This is a genomic window from Kitasatospora saccharophila (assembly GCF_039529925.1).
GTDB classification, from domain to species: Bacteria; Actinomycetota; Actinomycetes; order Streptomycetales; family Streptomycetaceae; genus Kitasatospora; species Kitasatospora saccharophila.
On the sequence record NZ_BAAANS010000013.1, the window covers coordinates 68,455 to 90,336 of the forward strand.

Here is a 21,882-nt window from a genome sequence, read left to right on the forward strand (position 1 = left end):
TATCCCGTACTCGCCCCCACCTGCCCCGCCAGGGGCGCGCCCGGAGCCGGACGCACGAAACCGCCCGGTCGCGGTCGATCCGCGGCCGGGCGGTTCCGGTGGCCTCAGCGGGCGTTGTAGTTCGGCGCCTCGACGGTCATCTGGATGTCGTGCGGGTGGCTCTCCTTGAGGCCGGCCGAGGTGATCCGGACGAACCGGCCCTTGGTCTGCATCTCCTCGATGGTGGCCGCGCCCACGTAGCCCATGGTCTGGCGCAGGCCGCCGACCAGCTGGAACAGCACCGCGGACAGCGGGCCGCGGTAGGGCACCTGGCCCTCGATGCCCTCGGCGATCAGCTTCTCGTCGGAGGAGACCTCGGCCTGGAAGTACCGGTCCTTGGAGAAGGACTTCGCCTGGCCGCGGGTCTGCATGGCACCCAGCGAGCCCATGCCGCGGTACGACTTGAACTGCTTGCCGTTGATGAACAGCAGCTCGCCGGGCGACTCCTCGCAGCCGGCCAGCAGCGAGCCGAGCATCACGGTGTCGGCGCCGGCGCACAGCGCCTTGCCGATGTCGCCGGAGTACTGCAGGCCGCCGTCGCCGATGATCGGGACGCCCGCGTCCTGGCAGGCCTGGGCGGCCTCGTAGATCGCGGTGACCTGCGGGACGCCGACGCCGGCGACCACCCGGGTGGTGCAGATCGAGCCGGGGCCGACGCCGACCTTCACGCCGTCCACGCCCGCGTCGAGCAGCGCCTGGGCGCCGTCCCGGGTGGCGACGTTGCCGCCGACCACGTCGACCGGCACGGCGGCCTTGATCTTGGAGATCCAGGACAGCGCGTTGTGCGAGTGCCCGTGCGAGGTGTCGACGACCAGGAAGTCCACGCCCGCGCCGACCAGCGCCTGGGCGCGGTCGAAGGCCTCGGCGGAGGCGCCGACGGCGGCACCCACCAGCAGCCGGCCCTCGGCGTCCTTGGCGGCGTTCGGGTACTTCTCCGCCTTGACGAAGTCCTTGACGGTGATCAGGCCCTTGATCCGGCCCTCGTCGTCGACCAGCGGCAGCTTCTCGATCTTGTGGCGGCGCAGCAGCGCCACGGCGTCCTCGCCGGAGATGCCGACCTTGCCGGTGATCAGCGGCATCGGGGTCATGATGTCGCCGACCTTGCGGCTGCGGTCGGTCTCGAAGGCCATGTCGCGGTTGGTGACGATGCCCAGCAGCTTGCCCTCGGGGGTGGCCACCGGCACGCCGGAGATCCGGAACCGGGCGCACAGCGCGTCGGCCTCGGCCAGCGTCGCCTCCGGGCCGACCGTGATCGGGTCGGTGACCATGCCGGACTCGGAGCGCTTCACCAGGTCGACCTGGTTGACCTGGTCCTCGATCGAGAGGTTGCGGTGCAGGACGCCGACGCCGCCCTGGCGGGCCATCGCGATCGCCATCCGCGACTCGGTGACCTTGTCCATCGCCGCCGACAGCAGCGGGATGTTGACCCGCACGTTCCGGGAGATCCGCGAGGAGGTGTCGACCTGGTTGGGCAGCACCTCGGAGGCCCCGGGCAGCAGCAGGACGTCGTCGTACGTGAGTCCGAGCATCGCGAACTTCTCGGGTACGCCGGCGGCGTTGTAAGACATGGGGAACCTTCCGTGGCGGGCCGTCGTTCTGCGCACGGGCGCCCGGCTGTCATGGGCCGCCAAGACGCCCGGTGCCTGGAGGAACCTCCAACGGAACCCCGCGCGCACCGGAGAAACTTTGGCGACCCGACCAGGCGCCGATACCCCATGGTACTGGTGACGCGGGGTAGGTCGTCGCGCCCTCTTGACAACACCCGGTCGGCCGCGCTTCTTCCGCCCCGGCCCGGACGGCCGTCCACGCGCGTCCAGCAGCGCGGACCGGGATCAGCCGGTCTCCTCCGCCAGTGCCCGCAGCCGCGACAGCGCCCGGTGCTGGGCGACCCGCACCGCGCCCGGCGACATGCCGAGCACCTCGCCGGTCTCCTCCGCCGACAGCCCGTCCGCCACCCGCAGCAGCACCAGCTCGCGCTGCCGGGCCGGCAGGTACGACAGCAGCTCCTTGATCCACTCGGCGTCGCTGGACAGCAGCGCCCGCTCCTCCGGCCCGAGCGAGTCGTCCGGCGTCTCCGGCAGGTCGTCCGGCGGGATCACCGTCGAGCCGGGCCCGCGCATCGCGGCCCGCTGCAGGTCGGCGATCTTGTGCGCGGCGATCCCGTACACGAACGCCTCGAACGGACGCCCGGTGTCCCGGTAGCGGGGCAGTGCGCAGAGCACCGCGACGCAGACCTCCTGGGCCACGTCGTCCACGTGGTGCCGGGCCCCGCCGGGCAGCCGCACCAGCCGGCCGCGGCAGTACCGCAGCGCCAGCGGGAGCACGTAGCCGAGCAGCGCCTCGATCGCCGGGCCGTCCCCGCGGACCGCCGCGGCGACCAGTTCGGCCACCTCCGGCGACGTCCCCGCGCCGAGGACGGGCGGGCGGACCGCCGCTCCCGACGGGCCGTCGGCCGCGGTCACCGCACCCTCCGGTGCCGACGACGGATCGGCAGCCGCACCCCCGGGGGCGGGCTGCACCGGGTCGGGCCCGGCGGCCTCCTCGTCGTCACGCATCGGTCCATGGTGCCTGGTCGGGCCGGAAAACGCGGCACCGCGTCCGGACTTGTGCATCGGAACGTTATCCGTCGCCGCGTGCACCGTGCCGCCTCCCCTGCCTGTCCGCTGGTCCCCGAGGTGCTCCACTACTCCATGGTGCAGCCTCGGGACCACAACGTCACACGTCCGAGCGAGCGCAGTTCGCGCGCCCGCTCAGCGGACCAGGCCCCAACGGAAGCCCAGCGCCACCGCGTGCGCGCGGTCCGAGGCGCCCAACTTCTTGAACAGGCGCCTGGCGTGCGTCTTCACGGTGTCCTCGGACAGGAACAGCTCGCGGCCGATCTCGGCGTTGGAACGGCCGTGGCTCATCCCCTCCAGCACCTGGATCTCACGGGCCGTCAGGGTCGGCGCGGCGCCCATGTCCGGGCTGCGCAGCCGGCGCGGCGCCAGGCGCCAGGTCGGATCGGCCAGCGCCTGGGTGACGGTGGCCCGCAGTTCGGCGCGCGAGGCGTCCTTGTGCAGGTAGCCGCGGGCCCCGGCGGCGACCGCGAGGGCCACCCCGTCCAGGTCCTCGGCGACGGTGAGCATGATGATCCGGGCGCCCGGGTCGGCCGACAGCAGCCGGCGGACCGTCTCCACCCCGCCGAGGCCGGGCATCCGGACGTCCATCAGAACGAGATCGGAACGGTCGGCCACCCAGCGGCGGAGGACCTCCTCACCGTTCGTCGCAGTGGTCACCCGGTCGACGCCGGGCACGGTCGCCACCGCACGGCGAAGCGCCTCCCGGGCGAGCGGGGAATCGTCGCAGACGAGTACGGATGTCATGACCGTCCTCCGCAGCTGATCCGCGTCACGTTGAGCCTCCTGGCTGGTACGAACCTCTCCGACACGGCCCCGGGACGGACCCGTTCCGATCGCCTCGCTGCGCGACCGTTCCCGATGTCCTGCGCCCTCTGACCGCCTCCGTACTTCCAACGACCGTCACTCGAATGAGTTACGGCTTCACCTCCATCTCCACCACTGTACGTGGCCGACCCATCACACAAGAGCCACCTCGCGGTGCAAGCGCCGCACTTTTGTGCAGCTCGCACGCGGTGTCCGCGCCGCGCGCGCCCTCCAAGGGCCGCTCGCGCCCGGTCGGACACCCGATCGATGGAGCATTCGGGTTCAAACCTATCGCCCCTTTTGTCCGTTTTTATAGCTTCTGTCAGGTCATTGACTGATTCGTCGCTGTGTGGGTGACTTGTCCGTGTAGCTGGCTTAAGTCATATTTCCAGGTGTCCGTACCGGCCCCGTGCAGCCTCGCCGCAGCGACCGCGACCGAGCCGCCAGGTCCCGAGCCATGAAGGGAACGAACCATGGCAGATTTCTCCCGCCTCCCCGGCCCCAACGCAGACCTCTGGGACTGGCAGCTCTCCGCAGCCTGCCGCGGCGTCGACAGCTCGCTGTTCTTCCACCCCGAGGGCGAGCGCGGCGCGGCCCGGACCTCCCGCGAGACGAGCGCCAAGGAGGTCTGCATGCGCTGCCCGGTCCGCACCCAGTGCGCGGCCCACGCCCTGGCCGTCCGCGAGCCCTACGGGGTCTGGGGCGGCATGACGGAGGACGAGCGCGAGGAGCTGCTCGGCCGCTCCCGCAACCGGCTGGCCGAGGTCCCGCTGGCGATGCCGCAGACCATCCGGCGCTGACCGCCCGTCCCGCCGCGGCCGTCCCCGCCGCAGCGGACCGCGCCCCGCCGCGCCGCCCGCCCGTCCCCGGCCGGCGCCGCGCTCAGCGGGCGGCGGCCGCCGCCGCGAGCTGGTCCAGCATCAGCGCCACCGCCGGCACCTCCGCGAGGTCCGGCAGGGTCAGCGCCACCACCTCCCGCCGGGCCGGCTCGCCCGACGCCACCCGCACCGGCACCGCCGCCACCCCCGGGTGCCGCACCGACTCCAGCGCCAGCCCCGGCAGCACCGCCACCCCCAGGCCCGCGCCGACCAGGCCCACCACCGCCGGGTAGTCGTCCGTGGCGAACTCGATCGCCGGCGCGAAACCCGCGTCCGTGCACAGCTCCACCAGGTGCCCCCGGCACTGCGGGCAGCCCGCGATCCACTGCTCCCCCGCCAGCTCCGCCAGGTCCACCGGCGCGTCCTCGCCCCGCTCCGCCAGCGGGTGCCCCGCCGGGACCAGCCCCACCATCGGGTCGTCCAGCAGCGGGCGCACCACCAGGTCCGACCAGTCGTTCGCGGCCGCCGTCGCCGCCGCCTCCAGCGCCGCCTCGGCCCGCGCCTCGCGCAGCGTCGCGTGCGGGGACGGCAGGCTCGGCCCGCCCTGCGAGTCCGGGTACCGGAACGCCAGCGCCACCTCGCACTCCCCGCCGCGCAGCATCGCCAGCGCCTGGACCGGCTCCGCCTCCACCAGCGAGACCCGCACCCCCGGGTGCGCCGCCCGCACCTGCGCCACCGACCGCGGCACCAGCGTCGAGCTGGCCGTCGGGAACGAGACCAGCCGCACCCGCCCGGCCCGCAGCCCGGCGATCGCCGCGACCTCCTCCTCCGCGGCCGACAGCCCCGCGAGGATCCCGTCCGCGTGCCGCAACAGCACCCGCCCGGCCTCGCTCAGCTGCATCTCCCGCCCCGCCCGCACCACCAGCGGGGTGTCGACCGCCTTCTCCAGCGCCTTCATCTGCTGGCTCACCGCCGGCTGCGTGCACCCCAGTTCGCGCGCCGCGGCGGAGAACGACCCGGTCCGGGCGACGGCGTGCAGGACACGGAGGTGGCGGGCTTCGATCACGCTTCAACTCTAGGGGAGGCGGAAAACGGCGGAACGCGAAAGGGCGCGAGGCCCCGCGGCCCGAGCCCCGCACTACGGGAGTGCGTGGTCGGTCGCGCGGTTCCTCGCGCCCCTCAGTGCCTGTCGGCCAGCCGTTTCAGTGGCTGTGGCCGTGGCCGCCGTGCGAGTGGCCCGCGGCCTCCTCCTCTTCCTTCTTCTCCACCACGAGGGTCTCGGTGGTGAGCAGCAGGGAGGCGATGGAGGCGGCGTTCTCCAGGGCGGAGCGGGTGACCTTGACCGGGTCGATGACGCCGGCCTTGACCAGGTCGCCGTACTCGCCGGTGGCGGCGTTGTAGCCCTGGCCGGGCTCCAGCTCGGAGACCTTGGAGGTGATGACGTAGCCCTCCAGGCCGGCGTTCTGGGCGATCCAGCGCAGCGGCTCGGCGAGCGCCTTGCGGACCACGGCGACACCGGTGGCCTCGTCGCCGGACAGGCCGAGGCCGTCCTCCAGGACCTTCGCGGCGTGCACGAGCGAGGCGCCGCCGCCGGCGACGATGCCCTCCTCGACCGCGGCGCGGGTCGCCGAGATGGCGTCCTCCAGGCGGTGCTTGCGCTCCTTGAGCTCGACCTCGGTGGCCGCGCCGACCTTGATCACGCAGACGCCGCCGGCCAGCTTGGCGAGGCGCTCCTGGAGCTTCTCGCGGTCCCAGTCGGAGTCGGTGTTGGCGATCTCGGCCTTGATCTGGGCCACCCGGCCCGCGACCTCGGCGGAGTCGCCGGCACCGTCGACGACGATGGTCTCGTCCTTGGTGACGGTGATGCGGCGGGCGGTGCCGAGCACGTCCAGGCCGACCTGGTCGAGCTTGAGGCCGACCTCCTCGGAGACGACCTGGCCGCCGGTGAGGGTGGCGATGTCGCCGAGGATGGCCTTGCGGCGGTCGCCGAAGCCGGGGGCCTTGACCGCGACCGCGTTGAAGGTGCCGCGGATCTTGTTGACCACCAGGGTGGAGAGGGCCTCGCCGTCGACGTCCTCGGCGATGATCAGCAGCGGGCGGGAGCCGCCGGCCTGCAGGACCTTCTCCAGCAGCGGCAGGAGCTCCTGGATGGAGGAGATCTTGCCCTGGTTGATCAGGACGTACGGGTCCTCCAGGACGGCTTCCTGGCGCTCCGCGTCGGTGACGAAGTACGGCGACAGGTAGCCCTTGTCGAACTGCATGCCCTCGGTGAACTCGAGCTCGACGCCGAAGGTGTTGGACTCCTCGACGGTGATCACACCGTCCTTGCCGACCTTGTCGATCGCCTCGGCGATCAGCTCGCCGACCTGGGTGTCCTGGGCGGAGAGGGAGGCGACGGCGGCGATGTCGTCCTTGCCCTCGATCTCGCGGGCCACCGAGAGCAGGTGCTCGGAGACGGCGGCGACGGCCTTGTCGATGCCCTTCTTCAGGGCGGCCGGGCCGGCGCCCGCGGCGACGTTGCGCAGACCCTCGTTGACCAGGGCCTGGGCCAGCACGGTGGCGGTGGTGGTGCCGTCGCCCGCGACGTCGTTGGTCTTGGTGGCGACCTCCTTGACCAGCTGCGCGCCGAGGTTCTCGTACGGGTCGTCGAGCTCGACCTCGCGGGCGATGGTCACACCGTCGTTGGTGATGGTGGGGGCGCCGAACTTCTTGTCGATGACGACGTTGCGGCCCTTGGGGCCGATGGTCACCTTGACGGTGTCGGCCAGCTTGTTGACACCGCGCTCCAGCGAGCGGCGGGCGTCCTCGTCGAACTGCAGGGTCTTCGCCATGGTCCCGTTTCCTCAGGGGTAGGTCTGCGTACGTGGAGCAACAACCGCGCCCCGGGCCCCTGTCAGTGCTGACACGGTTCCGGGGCGGGGCTGGGACGTCTTACTGCGCGGACGTCTTTACTTCTCGATGATCGCGAGGACGTCGCGGGCCGAGAGGACGAGGTACTCCTCGCCCTGGTACTTCACCTCGGTGCCGCCGTACTTCGAGTACAGGACGATGTCACCGACGGCGACGTCGAGCGGCAGACGCTGGCCGTCCTCGAAGCGGCCCGGGCCGACGGCCAGGACGACGCCCTCCTGGGGCTTCTCCTTGGCGGTGTCCGGGATCACCAGGCCGGAGGCGGTGGTGGTCTCGGCGTCGAGCGGCTGGACCACGATGCGGTCCTCGAGCGGCTTGATGGCAACCTTGCTGCTGGTGGTCACGTCCGAGCTCCCCTTCGGAGATTACGGGGTTGTCTAACAGGTAGGTGGCGAAGTCTGCGCGGCCGCCGTCGCGGGGGTCGGACACGCTTCATCGCGTTAGCACTCTCCCTGGGGGGAGTGCCAGGAACGACCTTAGGACGCGGTTAGCACTCAGTCAACCAGAGTGCCAATGGCGTCGGGTTCGAGTTTCCGTTCGACACCGGGCGGCCCCGAGTACGGATACTCAAGTCGCGCACGAATTCCCTTGCCAGGGTGGGCACATGGCGAAGAAACGGCAGCCCGTGGGACGGGCGCCGGCCGGGCCGGTGCCGGCGGCCTCGGTGCTCGGTGCGCTGCGGCCCCGAGCCGAGCCGCGACAATGGCCCGGTGGAGATCGAGTCGTTCCGGGCGCTGCTGACCGAACAGGGGCAGGCGCTGCTGGCCGAGTTGCGGGGGTTCACGGCGGCCGGGGAGCTGGCGCTGGCGACCAGGCTGCGGCGGGAGTACCCGGCGGAGCTGGTGCGGGCGGCGTTCGAGCAGGCCCGGCTGCGGCAGCGGGCCCGGGCGAAGTTCGGGGCGGACGCGGACGCGATGTACTTCACCCAGCACGGGGTGGAGCAGGCGACCCGGCGTTCGGTGGCCGAGTGGCGGGCGGGCCGGTTCGCGGCGCTGGGGGTGCGGCGGCTGGCCGACCTGTGCTGCGGGATCGGCGGGGACGCCGTCGCGCTGGCCCGGGCCGGGATCGCGGTGCTGGCGGTCGACCGGGACGGGCTCACCTGCGAGGTGGCCCGGGCGAACGCGGCGGCGCTGGGCGTGGCCGATCTGGTGGAGGTCCGCCGGGCGGACGTCGCGGACGTCGACACGGCGGGCTTCGACGCGGTGTTCACCGATCCGGCGCGGCGCACCTCGCACGGCCGGGTGTTCGACCCCCAGGCGTACTCGCCGCCGCTGTCCTGGGCGGTGGAGGCGGCCCGCGGCGCCCCGTTCGGTGCGCTGAAGGTGGCGCCGGGCATCCCGCACGAGCTGGTGCCGGAGGGCGCCGAGGCGGAGTGGGTGTCGGACCGGGGCGAGGTGAAGGAGGCGGTGCTGTGGTTCGGCACGGCCGCCGCCGAGCCGTACCGGGCGACGCTGCTGCCCGGCCCGCACTCGCTGTCCGGCGGCGCGCTCCCCGCCCCGCCGGTGGGCCCGGTGGGCCGCTACCTGTACGAGCCGGACGGCGCGGTGATCCGCGGCCGGATGGTCGCCGAGGTGGTGGCGGCGGTGGACGGGCGGCTGATCGACCCGATGATCGCCTACGTCACCTCGGACGAGCTGCGGCCGACGCCGTACGCGCAGGCGTACGAGCTGACCGACGTGCTGCCGTTCCAGGTGAAGCGGCTGAAGGCGCTGGTGAAGGAGCGCCGGATCGGCACCGTGGTGATCAAGAAGCGCGGGACGTCGATCGTCCCGGAGGAGCTGCGGCGGCAGCTGAAGCCGGCCGGGCCGAACGCGGTGACGGTGCTCGTGGCCCGCACCGCGGCCGGCCCGGTGATGATGCTGGGTCAGCCGGTGGGCCGGGCGATGTAGTCGTCGAGGCGGGCGACCGCGAAGCCCTGCTCCTGGATCCGGGAGAGCAGTTCGCCGAACATCCGGGTCATGGTCTCGCCCTTGAGCTCGGACGGGCCGCGGAAGTGGGCGAGGATGATGTCGCCGTTGCGCAGCTTCTTGTCGGCGGCCTGGTACTGCATGTCGTGGATCTGCATGGACTCCCGCCACAGCACGACGGCGCGCGGCCCGCACTCCTGGACGGCGGCGTTCAGGGCGGCGGTGTTGGCGCCGTCGCCGTAGGGCGGGCGGAACAGGTACGGGGCGGTGCCGTACTGCTCGGTGAGGGCCGCCTGGTCGTCGCAGACCTGTGACTTCTGCTGGGCGGCCGGGAGCTTGCTCATCACCGGGTGGTCGACGGTGTGGTTCTGGATGCTGTTGCCGAGCGCCTGCAGCGGCTTGAAGTAGGCGTAGTCGTTCTTGACGATGTCCTTGGTCAGGAACATCGTGACCGGCACCTTCAGCTCGGTGAGCATCTCGACGAACTCCGGGTCCTTCTCGGCCCCGTCGTCGATGGTGATGAACACGACCTTGTCGGAGGTCGGGACTTCGCTGAACACCGGCACCTGGCCGGACCTGGTGAGCTTGATCGGCCGGTCGGCGGGCGGGGCGGGCGCCTCGGGCATCGGCTTGAGCCCCCACTTCGCCCAGGCGGCCTCGGGCGCCGCGCCCCGGGCGGCCGCCGAGGGCGAGCCGGGAGCGGAGGCGGCCGGGGAGGTGGCGGCGACCGGCTTGGCCGGGACGGCCGGGGAACGGGCGGGCTCCGGGCCGCTGCTGCACCCGCCGGCCGCCAGCAGCACCGCCAGGGCGCCCGCCCCGTACCCGACCCGCACCCGCTGCTTCACCGATGTCCCCCGCTCGTCCTCGACACGCGTGTCGATAATAGGACGATCGGATCGGACTACTCGGTTGCTACCCCGCGTCCGTGCGGGTGAAGGTCCAGCGGTGCACCGGCCGGGCCAGCAGGTGCGCGGGCGGCTCCGGCACCGGCACCGGCTCGCCCGTCCACAGCGCGATCAGCAGCACCCGCTCGCCCGGCGCGGTGAACAGCTCCACCCGCTCCAGGCCGGCCGCGCCGCGCACCGCTGGCAGCGCGGACTCCCGTGCCCAGGCGTGCAGTTCGGCGCCCAGGCCGTCGGCGGCCCGGGCCTCCCACATCGCCGCCAGGGTCACTTCAGCGCCTCGTGCGCGTGCGCGTGGAAGTGCTCGTGCCCGGTGCCCGGGACGTGGGTCTCGGTGACCGGCAGCGAGGAGTCCGCCGACAGGTCGAAGGAGGACGGGGCGCGGTCGCGCCAGACCATCTCCGAGCCGAGCGCCGCCACCATCGCGCCGTTGTCGGTGCACAGGCCCGGCCGCGGCACCCGCAGCACGATGCCCGCCCGGTCGCAGCGCTGCTGCGCCATCTCGCGCAGCCGCGAGTTGGCCGCCACGCCGCCGCCGATCATCAGGTGGTCGACGCCGTTGTCCTTGCACGCCCGCACCGCCTTGCGGGTCAGCACGTCGGTGACCGCCTCCTGGAAGGACGCCGCGACGTCCGCCACCGGCACCTCCTCCCCGGCCCGCCGCTTGGCCTCCACCCAGCGCGCCACGGCGGTCTTCAGGCCGGAGAACGAGAAGTCGTACGCCGGGTCCCCGGCGTTGTTCAGGCCGCGCGGGAAGGCGATCGCCTTCCCGTCGCCGTCCTTCGCCATCCGGTCCACCACCGGTCCGCCCGGGAAGCCCAGCCCGAGCACCCGCGCCACCTTGTCGAACGCCTCGCCCGCCGCGTCGTCGATGGTCGCGCCCAGCGGCCGCACGTCGGAGGTGATGTCGCTGCTGAGCAGCAGCGAGGAGTGCCCGCCGGAGACCAGCAGCGCCATCGTCGGCTCCGGCAGCCGGCCGTGCTCCAGCTGGTCCACGCAGATGTGCGAGGCCAGGTGGTTCACCCCGTACAGCGGCTTGTCCAGCGCCCACGCGTACGCCTTGGCGGCGCTCACGCCCACCAGCAGCGCGCCCGCCAGGCCGGGGCCCGCGGTGACCGCGATGCCGTCCAGGTCGCTCGCCTTGATCCCGGCGGTGTCCAGCGCCCGCCGGATGGTCGGGACCATCGCCTCCAGGTGCGCCCGGCTGGCGATCTCCGGCACGACGCCGCCGTACCGGGCGTGGTCGTTGACGCTGGAGGCGACCGCGTCGGCCAGCAGCGTGGTGCCGCGGACGATGCCGACGCCGGTCTCGTCGCAGGAGGTCTCGATGCCGAGGACGAGGGGTTCGTCAGCCATTGTGATGATCCTTCAGATCGCTTGCGTCACTTGCCAGGTGGTCCAGACGCATCACCAGTGCGTCCACGTTGGCGGGCTGGTAGTAGCCCCGCCGGATCCCGACCGGCTCGAACCCGAACCGCTCGTACAGCCGCTGCGCGCGCAGGTTGTCCACCCGCACCTCCAGCAGCAGCTCGGCGCAGCCGCGCCGGACCGACTCCGCGGTCAGCTCCGCCAGCAGCATCCCGCCGAGGCCCGCCCCCTGGTGGCCGGAGTCCACCGCGATCGTCTGCACGTCACCGTCCGACCCGACCGCCATCAGCCCGGCGTACCCGACGACCGCCCCGGCCCCGTCCACGGCCACCACGTAGTGCCGGCTCCCGCCGGGGTGCGCCTCGGCCAGCTCCGACCAGTACATCCCGCGCGACCACGCGTCCTCGGGGAACAGCCGGTGCTCCAGCACCATGACGGGCTCGATGTCCCACCACCGCATGGGACGCAGCGCGTACCTAGCCACGCCGGCCGACCGTTCCGGCCCAGGGGGGCGTCATGCCGGGAGCACCGCCTTGTAGCCCGCGGGCACCTGCGCGTCCGGCCGCCGCAGGTACAGCGGGGCGTTCGGCAGCAGCTCCCGGCCGGCCGCCAGCTCGCGGACCGCGAAGTCGGCCAGCGCGCCCGCCGAGACGTGCTCGGGGCCGCTCGCCGCGGGCAGCGCGTACAGCAGGGCGCCCGCGCCGACCGTCCGCCCGCCGGGCTCGATCTCGGCCGGGCGGTCCACCGCGGGGCCGCTCACCCGGGCGCCGTCGGCGTCGTAGGAGGCCCAGTAGACCTCCTTGCGGCGCGCGTCGGTCGCGACGGTGAACGCCCCCTCCAGGCCCTCGGTGCGGGCCTGGTGGGCGATCGCGTCCAGGGTGCAGACGCCGTGCACGGGCAGGCCGAGCGCGTCGCCGAGGGCGGCGGCGGTGACCAGGCCGACCCGCAGGCCGGTGTACGGGCCGGGGCCGACCCCGACGGCGACGGCGGTCAGCTCGCGCTTGTCCACGCCGGCGGTGCGCAGCACGGCCGCGACGGTGGGCAGCAGCAGTTCGCCGTGCCGCCGGGCGTCGACCTCGTAGGACTCGGCGAGCACCTTCCCGCCGTCGTGGACGGCGGCGGTGACGGCGGGGGTGGCGGTGTCGAAGGCGAGGAGGAGCACGGGTCCAAGGTTAGAGGGTCCGCCCCCGGGGCCCGCACCGCGCCCGCGCCGGCACCGCCCCGGCCGGGAACACACGATCGCCAGGAGGCCGGAACGGCGGTCCGCACCTGGCACGATGGGCTTCGCCGATGTCGATACGGTGCGGCGCGGAGCGTTGAGGAGCTGACGTGGCGAAGCTGGGTCCTGGTGTGGTGGTCGGCGGGCTGACCCTGGGCGCCCTGGCGGTGATCGGGCTGCTGGCCTTCCAGGCGAACGGCGCGGCCTCGCGCGCGGTCGCGGCCGTGCCGTCCGCGTCGAGCGCCGCCCCCTCGGCCTCCGCCCCGGAGAGCGGCCGGCCGACCCCGCCGCCGCTGCCCGCCGATTCCGGCACGGGGGTGCGGGTGGTGTACTCGCTGAAGGACCAGCAGGTGTGGCTGGTCGACCCGAAGAAGCCGAACCCGGTGCTGGCCTCGTTCAAGGTGGTGCCGGGCAACACCCTGCCCGCGGCGGGCACCTACAGCGTCGCCAGCCGGACCGCGGCGGGCACCGGCACCGACGGGCGGCAGATCGAGCACGTGGTGCGGTTCGCCCAGCAGTCGGGCACGGTGTTCGGCTTCAGCGCGCTGGTGGACGAGAAGGCCCCGGCCCCGTCGCAGGACCCGAAGAAGAAGACCGGCGGCATCCGGGCCACCCGGGCGGACGGCCAGGCGCTGTGGGACTTCGCGCCGAACGGCACCCGGGTGGTCGTGGTCGCCTGACCGGCGGCCCGCGGCGCTACGCGGCGCGGCGCTCCGGCGGGGTGGAGACCGCCTCTGCGGCCCGGCCGGCGGCCAGCAGGACGCGCATCGGCACCGGCCCGGCGGCGGTGCGCGGCGGGTCGGGCTCGGCGGCGGCGGGCGTCGGCCCCGGACGGGCCCCGGTGTTCCCGGTGTTCTCGGTGTTCCCGGTGTTCTCGGTGGGGGGTGTGCTCGGCATCGGGCGCCTCCCTAGTTAGGCATACCTAACCTGCTGACGCCATCCCATCACGCCCGCGCGGTGCGCCGCAACCGTTTCCCGACGCGCTGTCGGAAACCCGACTCAGTTCTCACCCAATCCGGTGAGTTCCGCGCCGTCCCAGCGACCGCCCAGCCCGGTGAGGGTGACCCGCCGCCCGTCCGACTCCTCGTCCAGCGCGTCCACCGCCTCGCCGCCGAGGGTCCGCTCGATCCGGATCTCCAGCCGGTCCTCGGACAGCTCCTCGACCTTGCCCTCGCCCCACTCGACCACCACCACCGACTCGGGCAGCGACACGTCCAGGTCGAGGTCCTCCATCTCGTCCAGCCCGCCGCCCAGCCGGTACGCGTCCACGTGCACCAGCGCCGGGCCGCCGGTCAGCGAGGGGTGCACCCGGGCGATCACGAAGGTCGGCGAGGTGACCGCGCCGCGCACCCCCAGGCCCTCGCCCAGGCCGCGGGTCAGCGTGGTCTTGCCCGCGCCCAGCTCCCCCGAGAGCAGCACCAGGTCGCCGGGGCGCAGCAGGGCGGCCAGGCGCCGGCCGAGGCCGGTCATCCGCTCCGCGGTTTCGACGGTCAGAGTGGTCTGCGAACCCATGGCGTCCTTCTTCGATCGTTGCGGCCACTCCATAAGGTGCCACACCGGGCGAAGCGCTCCGCTCAGTCCTCGGCGGGCTGCTGCGCCCGCTCCCGCAGCGCGTCCGGCAGCGGGCCCGTCCCGGCCCGTTCGGCGGCGCGCTCCAGCAGCCCGGCCAGCTCCCGGTCGACGGTGCCGGGGCGCTCCAGCATCACCAGGTGCCCGGCGCCCTCGACCAGCACCAGCCGGGCGCCGGGCAGCGCGGCGGCGATCGCCTCGGAGTACTCGGGCGGGGTCAGCAGGTCCTTGGTGCCGGCCAGCACGAGGACCGGCAGGCCCTCCAGGGCGGCCAGCGCGGCGCGCTTGTCGTGCGCGGAGAACGTCGGGTAGAACTCGGCGACCACGTCGATCGGGGTGGCGTCCAGCAGCTGCTCGGCGAACCGGACGACCGCCGGGTCGACGTCCTTGCCGCCGAACGAGAACCGCCGGTAGAACACCGCGGCCAGGTCGGAGCCCCAGCGCCGGGTCGCCTCCACCAGCTGGACCTGGCGGCCCAGCGCCCTTATCACCCCGGGCGCGACCCGCTTGACCACCTTGGCGCCGACCGCGGGCAGGCCCAGCGGCACCGCGTCCCAGTCGCCCGCCAGGGTGCCGACCAGCGCGACGCCCGCCACCCGGCCGCCGGGCCCGAACAGCTCGGGGTGCCGGTCGGCGAGCGCCATCACCGTCATCCCGCCCATCGAGTGCCCGACCAGCACGATCGGCCCCTCGGGGACGACCGCGTCCAGCACCGCCTTCAGGTCGGCGCCGAGCCCGTCGATCGAGGCGGCCTCGCCGGCCAGGTACGAGCGGGAGCGCTCGGAGCGGCCGTGGCTGCGCTGGTCCCAGAACACGGTGCGCAGCGCGCCGCGCAGCGCGGCCCGCTGGAAGTGCCAGCCGTCCTGGTTGAGGCAGTAGCCGTGGCAGAACACCACGGTCGGCCCGGCGCCGGGCGGCGCCTCGTCGACCTCGACGTACAGCTCGGTGCCGTCGGCGGCGGGCACGGTCGTCGCGGTGCCGCGCAGCGAGCCGAAGGCGGCCGCCGCGTCCAGTTCCTCGCGGGCCCGCCTGCGCATCGCTCTCCCGACCGTCAGCCGCTCGATCGCCACCCCGGCGGCCGCCCCGGCCGCCAGCACGCCCAGCGAGATGCCGATCAGCCCGGCCCGGGACACCCCGCCGGAGGAGGACTCCTCAGCCATCCGTCACCCCCGCAGCCCGCCGACGTAGCGCCGCGGGACCCGCCCCCCGATCCGGGTGATGATCTCGTACGCGATGGTGCCGCAGGCCCGCGCCCAGTCCTCGGCGGTGGGCTCGCCCCGCTCGCCGGAACCGAACAGCAGCACCTCCTCGCCGATCTCCGGGGTGTCCCCGCCGAGGTCGACGACGAACTGGTCCATCGCGACCCGCCCGGCCACCCGGTACCAGCTCGACCCGATCTGCACCGGGCCGGTGTTGCTGGCGTGCCGCGGCACGCCGTCCGCGTAACCGAGCGGCACCAGGCCGAGCGTGGTCCGGCCGGAGGTCGTGTAGTGGTGCCCGTACGAGATGCCGTGACCGCCGGGGACCTGCTTGACCAGCGCCAGCCGGGCCGCCAGCGACATCACCGGGCGCAGCCCGAAGTCGGCGGGCGCGCCGACCTCCGGGACGGGCGACAGGCCGTACATCGCCAGGCCGGGCCGGACCAGGTCGTAGTGCGACTGCGGCAGCAGCAGCGTCGCCGGGGAGTTCGCCAGGTGCCGCACCTCGGGGTCGACGCCGGCCCGCTCGGCGAACGCCAGGGCCTGCGCGAACGAGTCCAGCTGGGCCTGGATCGACGGGTGGCCCGGCTCGTCGGCCGCCGCGAAGTGCGACCAGACGCCGACCACCCGCAGCAGGCCGTCCGCCTGCGCCTTGACGGCGTTCTCCACCAGGTCCGGCCAGTCGTGCGGCTGGCAGCCGTTGCGGCCCAGCCCGGTGTCGGCCTTCAGGTGCACCCGGGCCGGGATCCCGGTCTCCCGGACGGCGGCGAGCAGCTCGTCCAGCGCCCACTGGCCGCTCACCGAGATGTCCACCGACTCCCGCAGCGCCCGCGCCCACGGCCCGCCCGGCGTCCACAGCCAGCACAGGATCCGGACCTGCTCCGGCCCGATCCCGGCGGCCCGCAGCGCGAGCGCCTCCTCCGGCGTCGCCGTCCCCAGCCAGCCGACCCCGGCCGCGACGGCCTCCCGGGCGCACCTGAGCGCGCCGTGGCCGTAGGCGTCCGCCTTGACCACCGCCATCAGCTCAGGCCCGTCGGTGCGGGCCCGCAACGCGGCCAGGTTGTCGCGCAGCGCGGCCAGGTCGATGGTCGCCTCGGCCCGCGCTCCCTGGGCCAGCGCGGGCGTCCCGGTGGTGTTCGCAGTCGTCATCGCGTATCAGTCTCCCAGACCGCGGCCGGAGGGTCGGTATTCAGGGGGCGCGAGGAACGGCGGGGCGCGAAAACAGGGGCTCGGGCAAGAACGGCGGGAGGCGAAATCAGGGGCTCGGGGAACGGCGAGTCGATGCTGCTGACGGCCGGAGCCCATCGGAGTGTCCGTGCTGCTGCGTGCAGTAACAGAACCCGAAGCGGCGGCACCCAACGGCAGTGAACCGCCCGCAGCCACGGCCTCGCCGTTCCCCGAGCCCCTGAACACGCGCACCGCCGAGCCCCTGCCGGGGCTCACGCGAGCGAGGCCCACGCCGGGTGGAGCGCTCCCGCCAGGTCCAGGGCCGTGATCGGGGCGCCGTCGCCCGCCGCGTGGCGGCCGGCCAGGCCGTGCAGGTGGGCCGCGGCGGAGGCGGCGTCCAGCGGGGTGAGGCCGGTGGCGAGCAAGGAGCCGGCCAGGCCGGAGAGGACGTCGCCGCTGCCCGCGGTGCCGAGCCAGCCGGTGCCGGTGGAGTTGACCCGGGCCCGGCCGTCCGGGTCGGCGACGACCGTCGTGGAGCCCTTGAGCAGCACCGTCGCCCGGTACCTCGCGGCGAGCAACCGGGCCGCCCACAGCCGCCGGGCGGCGACCTCCTCGGCGTCGGCCTCCTCGCCGACGCCCGCGAGCAGCCGGGCCGCCTCCCCGGCGTGCGGGGTGAGCAAGACGGGCGCGTCCCGCCCGGCCAGCGCGGCCGGGCCGAGGCGGGCGAGTTCGGTGAGCGCGTCGGCGTCGGCCAGGACGGGCACGCCGGTGTCCAGCGCCTCGCGCAGCGTGCGTTCGGCGTCGGCGCCGCCGCCGGGGCCGACCACCCACGCCTGGACGCGTCCGGCCCGGGCCGGGCCGTCCTCGGTGACCAGCGTCTCGGGGTGGCGGCGGACCACCTCCGCGGCGGCGTGCCCGGCGTAGCGCACCGCCCCGGCGCCGCCGTACAGCGCCCCGGCGACGGCCAGCACGGCCGCGCCCGGGTAGCGGGCGGACCCGGCGGCGACGCCGACCACCCCGCGCCGGTACTTGTCGCTCTCCGCGCCGGGGACGGGCAGCAGCGCGGCCAACTCGGCCCGCTGGAGCGCCTCGACGGGGGCGGGCGGCAGGTCGAGCCCGAGGCCGACCAGGTGGACGACGCCCGCGTACCCGGCGCCGGGGTCGATCAGCAGGCCGGGCTTGTGGGTGCCGAAGCAGACCGTGACGTCGGCGCGCAGCGCGGGCCCGGCGACCTCGCCGGTGTCCGGGTCCACCCCGGACGGGACGTCCACGGCGACCACGCGGCCGCGGCGCGGCGCGGTGGCGAACGGGGCGGCGGCCGGGCGCAGCGGGCCGCGGCCGCCGATGCCGACGATGCCGTCCAGCACCAGGTCGGCCCGGCCGAAGGCGTCCGGGTCCGCGGTGACCCGCCCGCCGGCGGCGAGCAGCGCGGCCAGGCCCCCGGCGTGCGCCTTCGCCGGGTCCAGCAGCAGCGCCTCGGCGCGGGCCCCGCGCCGGGCCAGCCGGGCGGCCGCGAAGAGGGCGTCGCCCCCGTTGTCCCCCGACCCGGCCAGCACCAGCACCCGGCTCCCGTACACCCGGGGCAGCAGCCCGGCACAGACCGCGGCCAGCCCGGCGGCGGCCCGCTGCATCAGCGTCCCCTCCGGCAACCGCGCCATCAGCGCGGCCTCGGCGGCCCGGACCTGCTCGACGGTGTGGGCGTGGCGCATGCGGATTCTCCTCGTCTTCGAGCGCCGCCAGGGGCTCGGGGAACGGCGAGGCCCAGTCTGCGCGAGGTTCACTGCCGTTGCGCGCATCTGCTTCGGGTTCTCTTGAAGACACGCAGCAGCACGGACACTTCGATGGGCTCCGGCCGTCAGCAGCATCGACCCGCCGTTCCCCGGGCCCCTGGTGGTGCATGCCCGTCTGCCGACAGTTCCCCGGGCCCCTGGATCGTTCCCCTTCATCTGCCGAAGAGTCTCAGCCTTCGGCGATGACCACCGCCGAGGCGACGCCCGCGTCGTGGCTGAGCGAGACGTGCCAGGAGGTGACGCCGAGCGCGGCGGCGCGGGCCTCGACGGTGCCGGTGATGTGGAGCAGGGGGCGGCCGGACTCCTCGACCCGGACTTCGGCGTCCTCCCAGCGCAGGCCGGGCGGGGCGCCGAGGGCCTTGGCGACGGCCTCCTTCGCGGCGAACCGGGCGGCCAGCGAGGCGGTGCCGCGGCGCTGGCCGGAGGGGAGGGTGAGTTCGGCGGGGGTGAAGAGGCGTTCGGCGAGCCCGGGGGTGCGTTCCAGGGACTGTTCGAACCGTCCGATGTCCGCCACGTCGATGCCGACCCCGATGATCACCTGCGTACTCCCTCGTCCGTCCCCGGGACGGGCCGACCGCCCCGGGGATGGACGATACGCGGGCTACTCGACCGTGACGGACTTGGCCAGGTTGCGCGGCTGGTCGACCTCGTGGCCCTTGGCGGTGGCCAGCTCGCAGGCGAAGACCTGGAGCGGGACGCTGGAGACCAGGGGCTGGAGCAGGGTCGGGGTGACCGGGATGCGGATCAGGTGGTCGGCGTAGGGGACGACGGCCTCGTCGCCCTCCTCGGCGATCACGATGGTCCTGGCGCCGCGGGCCCGGATCTCCTGGATGTTGGAGACGATCTTGTCGTGCAGGATCGAGCGGCCGCGCGGCGAGGGCACCACCACGACCACCGGCAGGCCCTCCTCGATCAGGGCGATCGGGCCGTGCTTGAGCTCGCCGGCGGCGAAGCCCTCGGCGTGCATGTAGGCGAGCTCCTTGAGCTTGAGCGCGCCCTCCAGGGCCACGGGGTAGCCGACGTGCCGACCGAGGAAGAGCACCGAGCGGGCGTCGGCCAGCGAGCGGGCGAGCTCGCGGACGGGCTCCATGGTGCCGAGGACCTGCTCGACCTGCCGGGGGGCGTCGCCGAGTTCGCGGATGACGGAGGAGATCTCGTCGCCCCACTTGGTGCCGCGCACCTGGCCCAGGTAGAGGGCGACCAGGTAGCAGGCGACCAGCTGGGTGAGGAACGCCTTGGTGGAGGCGACCGCGACCTCGGGGCCGGCGTGGGTGTAGAGGACGGCGTCGGACTCGCGCGGGATGGTCGAGCCGTTGGTGTTGCAGATCGCCAGCACCTTGGCGCCCTGCTCGCGGGCGTGCCGCAGCGCCATCAGGGTGTCCATGGTCTCGCCGGACTGCGAGATGGCGATCACCAGGGTGCGGTCGTCCATGATCGGGTCGCGGTAGCGGAACTCGCTGGCGACCTCGACCTCGCAGGGGACGCGGGTCCAGTGCTCGATCGCGTACTTGGCGATCATGCCGGCGTGGAACGCGGTGCCGCAGGCGACGATCACCACCTTGTCGACCTCGCGCAGCACCTGGTCGGGGATCCGCAGCTCGTCGAGGGTGAGCCGGCCGTCGGTGCCGATCCGGCCAAGGAGGGTGTCGGCGACGGCCTTCGGCTGCTCGGCGATCTCCTTGAGCATGAAGTAGTCGTAGCCGCCCTTCTCGGCGGCGGAGGCGTCCCAGTCGACGTGGTACTCGCGGACCTCGGCGGGGGTGCCGTCGAAGTTCGTGACCGTGACGCCCTCGGGGCGCAGCTCGACCACCTGGTCCTGGCCGAGCTCGATGGCCTCGCGGGTGTGCGCGATGAACGCGGCGACGTCCGAGGCGAGGAAGTTCTCGCCGTCGCCGACGCCGACCACCAGCGGCGAGTTGCGGCGGGCGCCGACCACCGTGCCGGGGGCGTCGGCGTGCACCGCGACCAGGGTGAAGGCGCCGTCGAGCTGGCGGCAGACGGCGCGCATGGCCTCGGCCAGGTCGCCGTCGTAGGTCTCGGCGAGCAGGTGGGCGACGACCTCGGTGTCGGTCTCGGAGCGGAGGGTGTGGCCCCGGTCGGCGAGGTCGGCGCGCAGCCGCGCGAAGTTCTCGATGATGCCGTTGTGGACCACCGCGACCTTGCGGTGGTCGTCCAGGTGGGGGTGGGCGTTGGCGTCGGTGGGGCCGCCGTGGGTGGCCCACCGGGTGTGTCCGATGCCCGTGGTGCCGGCCGGGAGAGGGGTTTCGGCCAGCGACTTCTCAAGGTTGACGAGCTTTCCGGCCCGCTTGTCGGTGGAGAGGAGCCACTGCCCGGCGGCGCCCTCCGTCTGGACCGCGACGCCGGCCGAGTCGTAACCCCGGTACTCCAGCCTCCGCAGTCCCGCGATCACTACGTCGAGGGCCGATTGTGGCCCCGTATATCCAACAATTCCGCACATGTGCGCCAGCATATGTGCGGACGTTCGACCCCCGGGGGGTCGGATGACCACACCGGGTGACCGACACCACAACACCCGGCACCCTGCGGACGGCCCACAATGGACACCGTGCTGACCGAACTCTGTACGAAGGGTGCGCCCCCCGCGCCCACCCCCTCCCCGTACGTGGATCTGGACCGCGCCGAGTGGAGCGCGCTGCGCGAGCGCACCCCGCTGCCGCTGACCGCCGAGGAGGTCGAGCGCCTGCGCGGGCTCGGCACGGCCCTGGACCTCGACGAGGTCCGGGACGTCTACCTGCCGCTGTCGCGCCTGCTGAACCTGTACGTGCACGCCACCCACGAGCTGCGCGGCGCGATCGGGAGCTTCCTCGACACGCCGGACACCGAGCGGGTCCGCACCCCGTTCATCATCGGCGTGGCCGGCTCGGTCGCGGTCGGCAAGTCCACCACGGCCCGGCTGCTGCAGGCGCTGCTGGCCCGCTGGCCCGAACACCCCCGGGTCGAGCTGGTCACCACCGACGGCTTCCTGCTCCCCAACGCGGAACTGCGCCGGCGCGGCCTGATGGCCCGCAAGGGCTTCCCCGAGTCGTACGACCGCCGGGCGCTGATGCGCTTCGTCGCGGACGTGAAGGCCGGCAAGGAGCGGGTCACCGCGCCGGTGTACTCGCACCTGGTGTACGACATCGTGCCGGACGAGCAGCTGGTGGTGGAGCGCCCCGACATCCTGATCGTCGAGGGCCTGAACGTGCTGCAGCCGGCCCTGCCGGGCACCGACGGGCGGACCCGGATGGCGGTCGCCGACTACTTCGACTTCTCGATCTACGTCGACGCCCGCACCGACGACATCGAGGCCTGGTACCTGGACCGGTTCCGCAAGCTGCGGCAGACCGCCTTCCAGGACCCGAACTCCTACTTCCGGCGCTTCACCGAGGTGCCCGAGGAGGAGGCGATGGACTACGGCCGCCAGGTCTGGCGGACCATCAACCGGCCCAACCTGCTGGAGAACGTGCTGCCCACCCGCGGCCGGGCCACCCTGGTCCTGCAGAAGGGCCAGGACCACAAGGTCCGCCGGGCGCTGCTGCGCAAGCTCTGAGCCCGCGCCGGGGGAGGGGCGG

The 21,882-nt window shown here is 73.9% G+C and carries 22 protein-coding genes; 4 read left to right on the forward strand and 18 right to left on the reverse strand.

Features of this window, described 5'->3' with window-relative positions; translation table 11 throughout:
- Positions 1-104: 104 nt before the first annotated feature.
- From guaB to ABD345_RS12090, 3 genes are all read right to left on the reverse strand, one after another.
- Positions 105-1,607 carry an IMP dehydrogenase gene (gene guaB, locus ABD345_RS12080; RefSeq protein ID WP_344552003.1) on the reverse strand — a complete coding sequence of 501 codons (1,503 nt, stop codon included), beginning with the start codon at positions 1,605-1,607 and terminating at the stop codon, positions 105-107.
- Positions 1,608-1,871: 264 nt separating this feature from the next.
- Positions 1,872-2,594: an RNA polymerase sigma factor ShbA gene (shbA, locus tag ABD345_RS12085; protein WP_344552004.1), complete on the reverse strand. Its 723-nt coding sequence runs from the start codon at positions 2,592-2,594 to the stop codon at positions 1,872-1,874.
- 195 nt (positions 2,595-2,789) lie between these two features.
- Positions 2,790-3,401, reverse strand: a complete 612-nt coding sequence (locus ABD345_RS12090; protein ID WP_014136228.1) for a response regulator transcription factor — start codon at positions 3,399-3,401, stop codon at positions 2,790-2,792.
- A gap of 533 nt (positions 3,402-3,934) precedes the next feature.
- Between ABD345_RS12090 and ABD345_RS12095 the strand changes: the two genes are divergently transcribed.
- The gene (locus ABD345_RS12095; protein WP_030457376.1) at positions 3,935-4,261 is read left to right on the forward strand and encodes a WhiB family transcriptional regulator; all 327 of its coding nucleotides are present in this window, start codon (positions 3,935-3,937) and stop codon (positions 4,259-4,261) included.
- An 82-nt stretch (positions 4,262-4,343) separates the two neighbouring features.
- Here ABD345_RS12095 and ABD345_RS12100 read toward each other — a convergent pair whose 3' ends face one another.
- From ABD345_RS12100 to groES, 3 genes are all read right to left on the reverse strand, one after another.
- Positions 4,344-5,345, reverse strand: a complete 1,002-nt coding sequence (locus ABD345_RS12100; RefSeq protein ID WP_344552005.1) for a LysR family transcriptional regulator — start codon at positions 5,343-5,345, stop codon at positions 4,344-4,346.
- 136 nt (positions 5,346-5,481) lie between these two features.
- Positions 5,482-7,110 (reverse strand): chaperonin GroEL, encoded by a 1,629-nt coding sequence (groL, locus tag ABD345_RS12105; RefSeq protein ID WP_344552006.1) that lies wholly within the window; start codon positions 7,108-7,110, stop codon positions 5,482-5,484.
- Between the two features lie 117 nt (positions 7,111-7,227).
- Entirely contained in the window at positions 7,228-7,533 is a 306-nt protein-coding gene (groES, locus tag ABD345_RS12110; protein ID WP_014136232.1) for a co-chaperone GroES, read from the reverse strand.
- 366 nt (positions 7,534-7,899) lie between these two features.
- Between groES and ABD345_RS12115 the strand changes: the two genes are divergently transcribed.
- Entirely contained in the window at positions 7,900-9,078 is a 1,179-nt protein-coding gene (locus ABD345_RS12115; RefSeq protein WP_344552007.1) for a class I SAM-dependent methyltransferase, read from the forward strand.
- Here the strand turns inward: ABD345_RS12115 and ABD345_RS12120 are convergent.
- The 5 genes from ABD345_RS12120 to tsaB form a co-directional block, all read right to left on the reverse strand.
- Positions 9,054-9,941: a polysaccharide deacetylase family protein gene (locus ABD345_RS12120; protein WP_344552008.1), complete on the reverse strand. Its 888-nt coding sequence runs from the start codon at positions 9,939-9,941 to the stop codon at positions 9,054-9,056. The genes ABD345_RS12115 and ABD345_RS12120 overlap by 25 nt on opposite strands.
- Before the next feature lie 67 nt (positions 9,942-10,008).
- Positions 10,009-10,269, reverse strand: coding sequence for a hypothetical protein (locus ABD345_RS12125; RefSeq protein WP_344552009.1), 261 nt, complete (start codon positions 10,267-10,269; stop codon positions 10,009-10,011).
- Positions 10,266-11,354: a tRNA (adenosine(37)-N6)-threonylcarbamoyltransferase complex transferase subunit TsaD gene (tsaD, locus tag ABD345_RS12130; protein ID WP_344552010.1), complete on the reverse strand. Its 1,089-nt coding sequence runs from the start codon at positions 11,352-11,354 to the stop codon at positions 10,266-10,268. The genes ABD345_RS12125 and tsaD overlap by 4 nt, the downstream gene beginning before the upstream one ends.
- Entirely contained in the window at positions 11,347-11,826 is a 480-nt protein-coding gene (gene rimI, locus ABD345_RS12135; RefSeq protein ID WP_344552011.1) for a ribosomal protein S18-alanine N-acetyltransferase, read from the reverse strand. The genes tsaD and rimI overlap by 8 nt, the downstream gene beginning before the upstream one ends.
- 54 nt (positions 11,827-11,880) lie before the next feature.
- On the reverse strand, positions 11,881-12,528 hold the full coding sequence (gene tsaB, locus ABD345_RS12140) for a tRNA (adenosine(37)-N6)-threonylcarbamoyltransferase complex dimerization subunit type 1 TsaB (protein WP_344552012.1): 648 nt from the start codon (positions 12,526-12,528) through the stop codon (positions 11,881-11,883).
- A gap of 167 nt (positions 12,529-12,695) precedes the next feature.
- On the opposite strand from tsaB, the gene ABD345_RS12145 reads away from it, so the two are divergent.
- Positions 12,696-13,265: a L,D-transpeptidase gene (locus tag ABD345_RS12145; RefSeq protein WP_344552013.1), complete on the forward strand. Its 570-nt coding sequence runs from the start codon at positions 12,696-12,698 to the stop codon at positions 13,263-13,265.
- A 16-nt stretch (positions 13,266-13,281) separates the two neighbouring features.
- On the opposite strand, the gene ABD345_RS12150 is transcribed toward ABD345_RS12145, so the two are convergent.
- The 7 genes from ABD345_RS12150 to glmS form a co-directional block, all read right to left on the reverse strand.
- Positions 13,282-13,482 carry a hypothetical protein gene (locus ABD345_RS12150; protein ID WP_344552014.1) on the reverse strand — a complete coding sequence of 67 codons (201 nt, stop codon included), beginning with the start codon at positions 13,480-13,482 and terminating at the stop codon, positions 13,282-13,284.
- A gap of 102 nt (positions 13,483-13,584) precedes the next feature.
- Positions 13,585-14,097 (reverse strand): tRNA (adenosine(37)-N6)-threonylcarbamoyltransferase complex ATPase subunit type 1 TsaE, encoded by a 513-nt coding sequence (gene tsaE, locus ABD345_RS12155; protein WP_344552015.1) that lies wholly within the window; start codon positions 14,095-14,097, stop codon positions 13,585-13,587.
- A gap of 62 nt (positions 14,098-14,159) precedes the next feature.
- The gene (locus ABD345_RS12160; protein WP_344552016.1) at positions 14,160-15,314 is read right to left on the reverse strand and encodes an alpha/beta fold hydrolase; all 1,155 of its coding nucleotides are present in this window, start codon (positions 15,312-15,314) and stop codon (positions 14,160-14,162) included.
- Between the two features lie 3 nt (positions 15,315-15,317).
- Positions 15,318-16,502 (reverse strand): alanine racemase, encoded by a 1,185-nt coding sequence (gene alr, locus ABD345_RS12165; RefSeq protein WP_344552017.1) that lies wholly within the window; start codon positions 16,500-16,502, stop codon positions 15,318-15,320.
- 290 nt (positions 16,503-16,792) lie between these two features.
- Positions 16,793-18,229, reverse strand: a complete 1,437-nt coding sequence (locus ABD345_RS12170) for an NAD(P)H-hydrate dehydratase (RefSeq protein WP_344552018.1) — start codon at positions 18,227-18,229, stop codon at positions 16,793-16,795.
- A 250-nt stretch (positions 18,230-18,479) separates the two neighbouring features.
- Positions 18,480-18,848 (reverse strand): holo-ACP synthase, encoded by a 369-nt coding sequence (locus ABD345_RS12175; RefSeq protein ID WP_344552019.1) that lies wholly within the window; start codon positions 18,846-18,848, stop codon positions 18,480-18,482.
- Positions 18,849-18,911: 63 nt separating this feature from the next.
- Positions 18,912-20,768 (reverse strand): glutamine--fructose-6-phosphate transaminase (isomerizing), encoded by a 1,857-nt coding sequence (glmS, locus tag ABD345_RS12180; protein WP_344552063.1) that lies wholly within the window; start codon positions 20,766-20,768, stop codon positions 18,912-18,914.
- 99 nt (positions 20,769-20,867) lie between these two features.
- On the opposite strand from glmS, the gene coaA reads away from it, so the two are divergent.
- Entirely contained in the window at positions 20,868-21,860 is a 993-nt protein-coding gene (gene coaA / locus ABD345_RS12185) for a type I pantothenate kinase (protein WP_344552020.1), read from the forward strand.
- Positions 21,861-21,882: the final 22 nt, after the last annotated feature.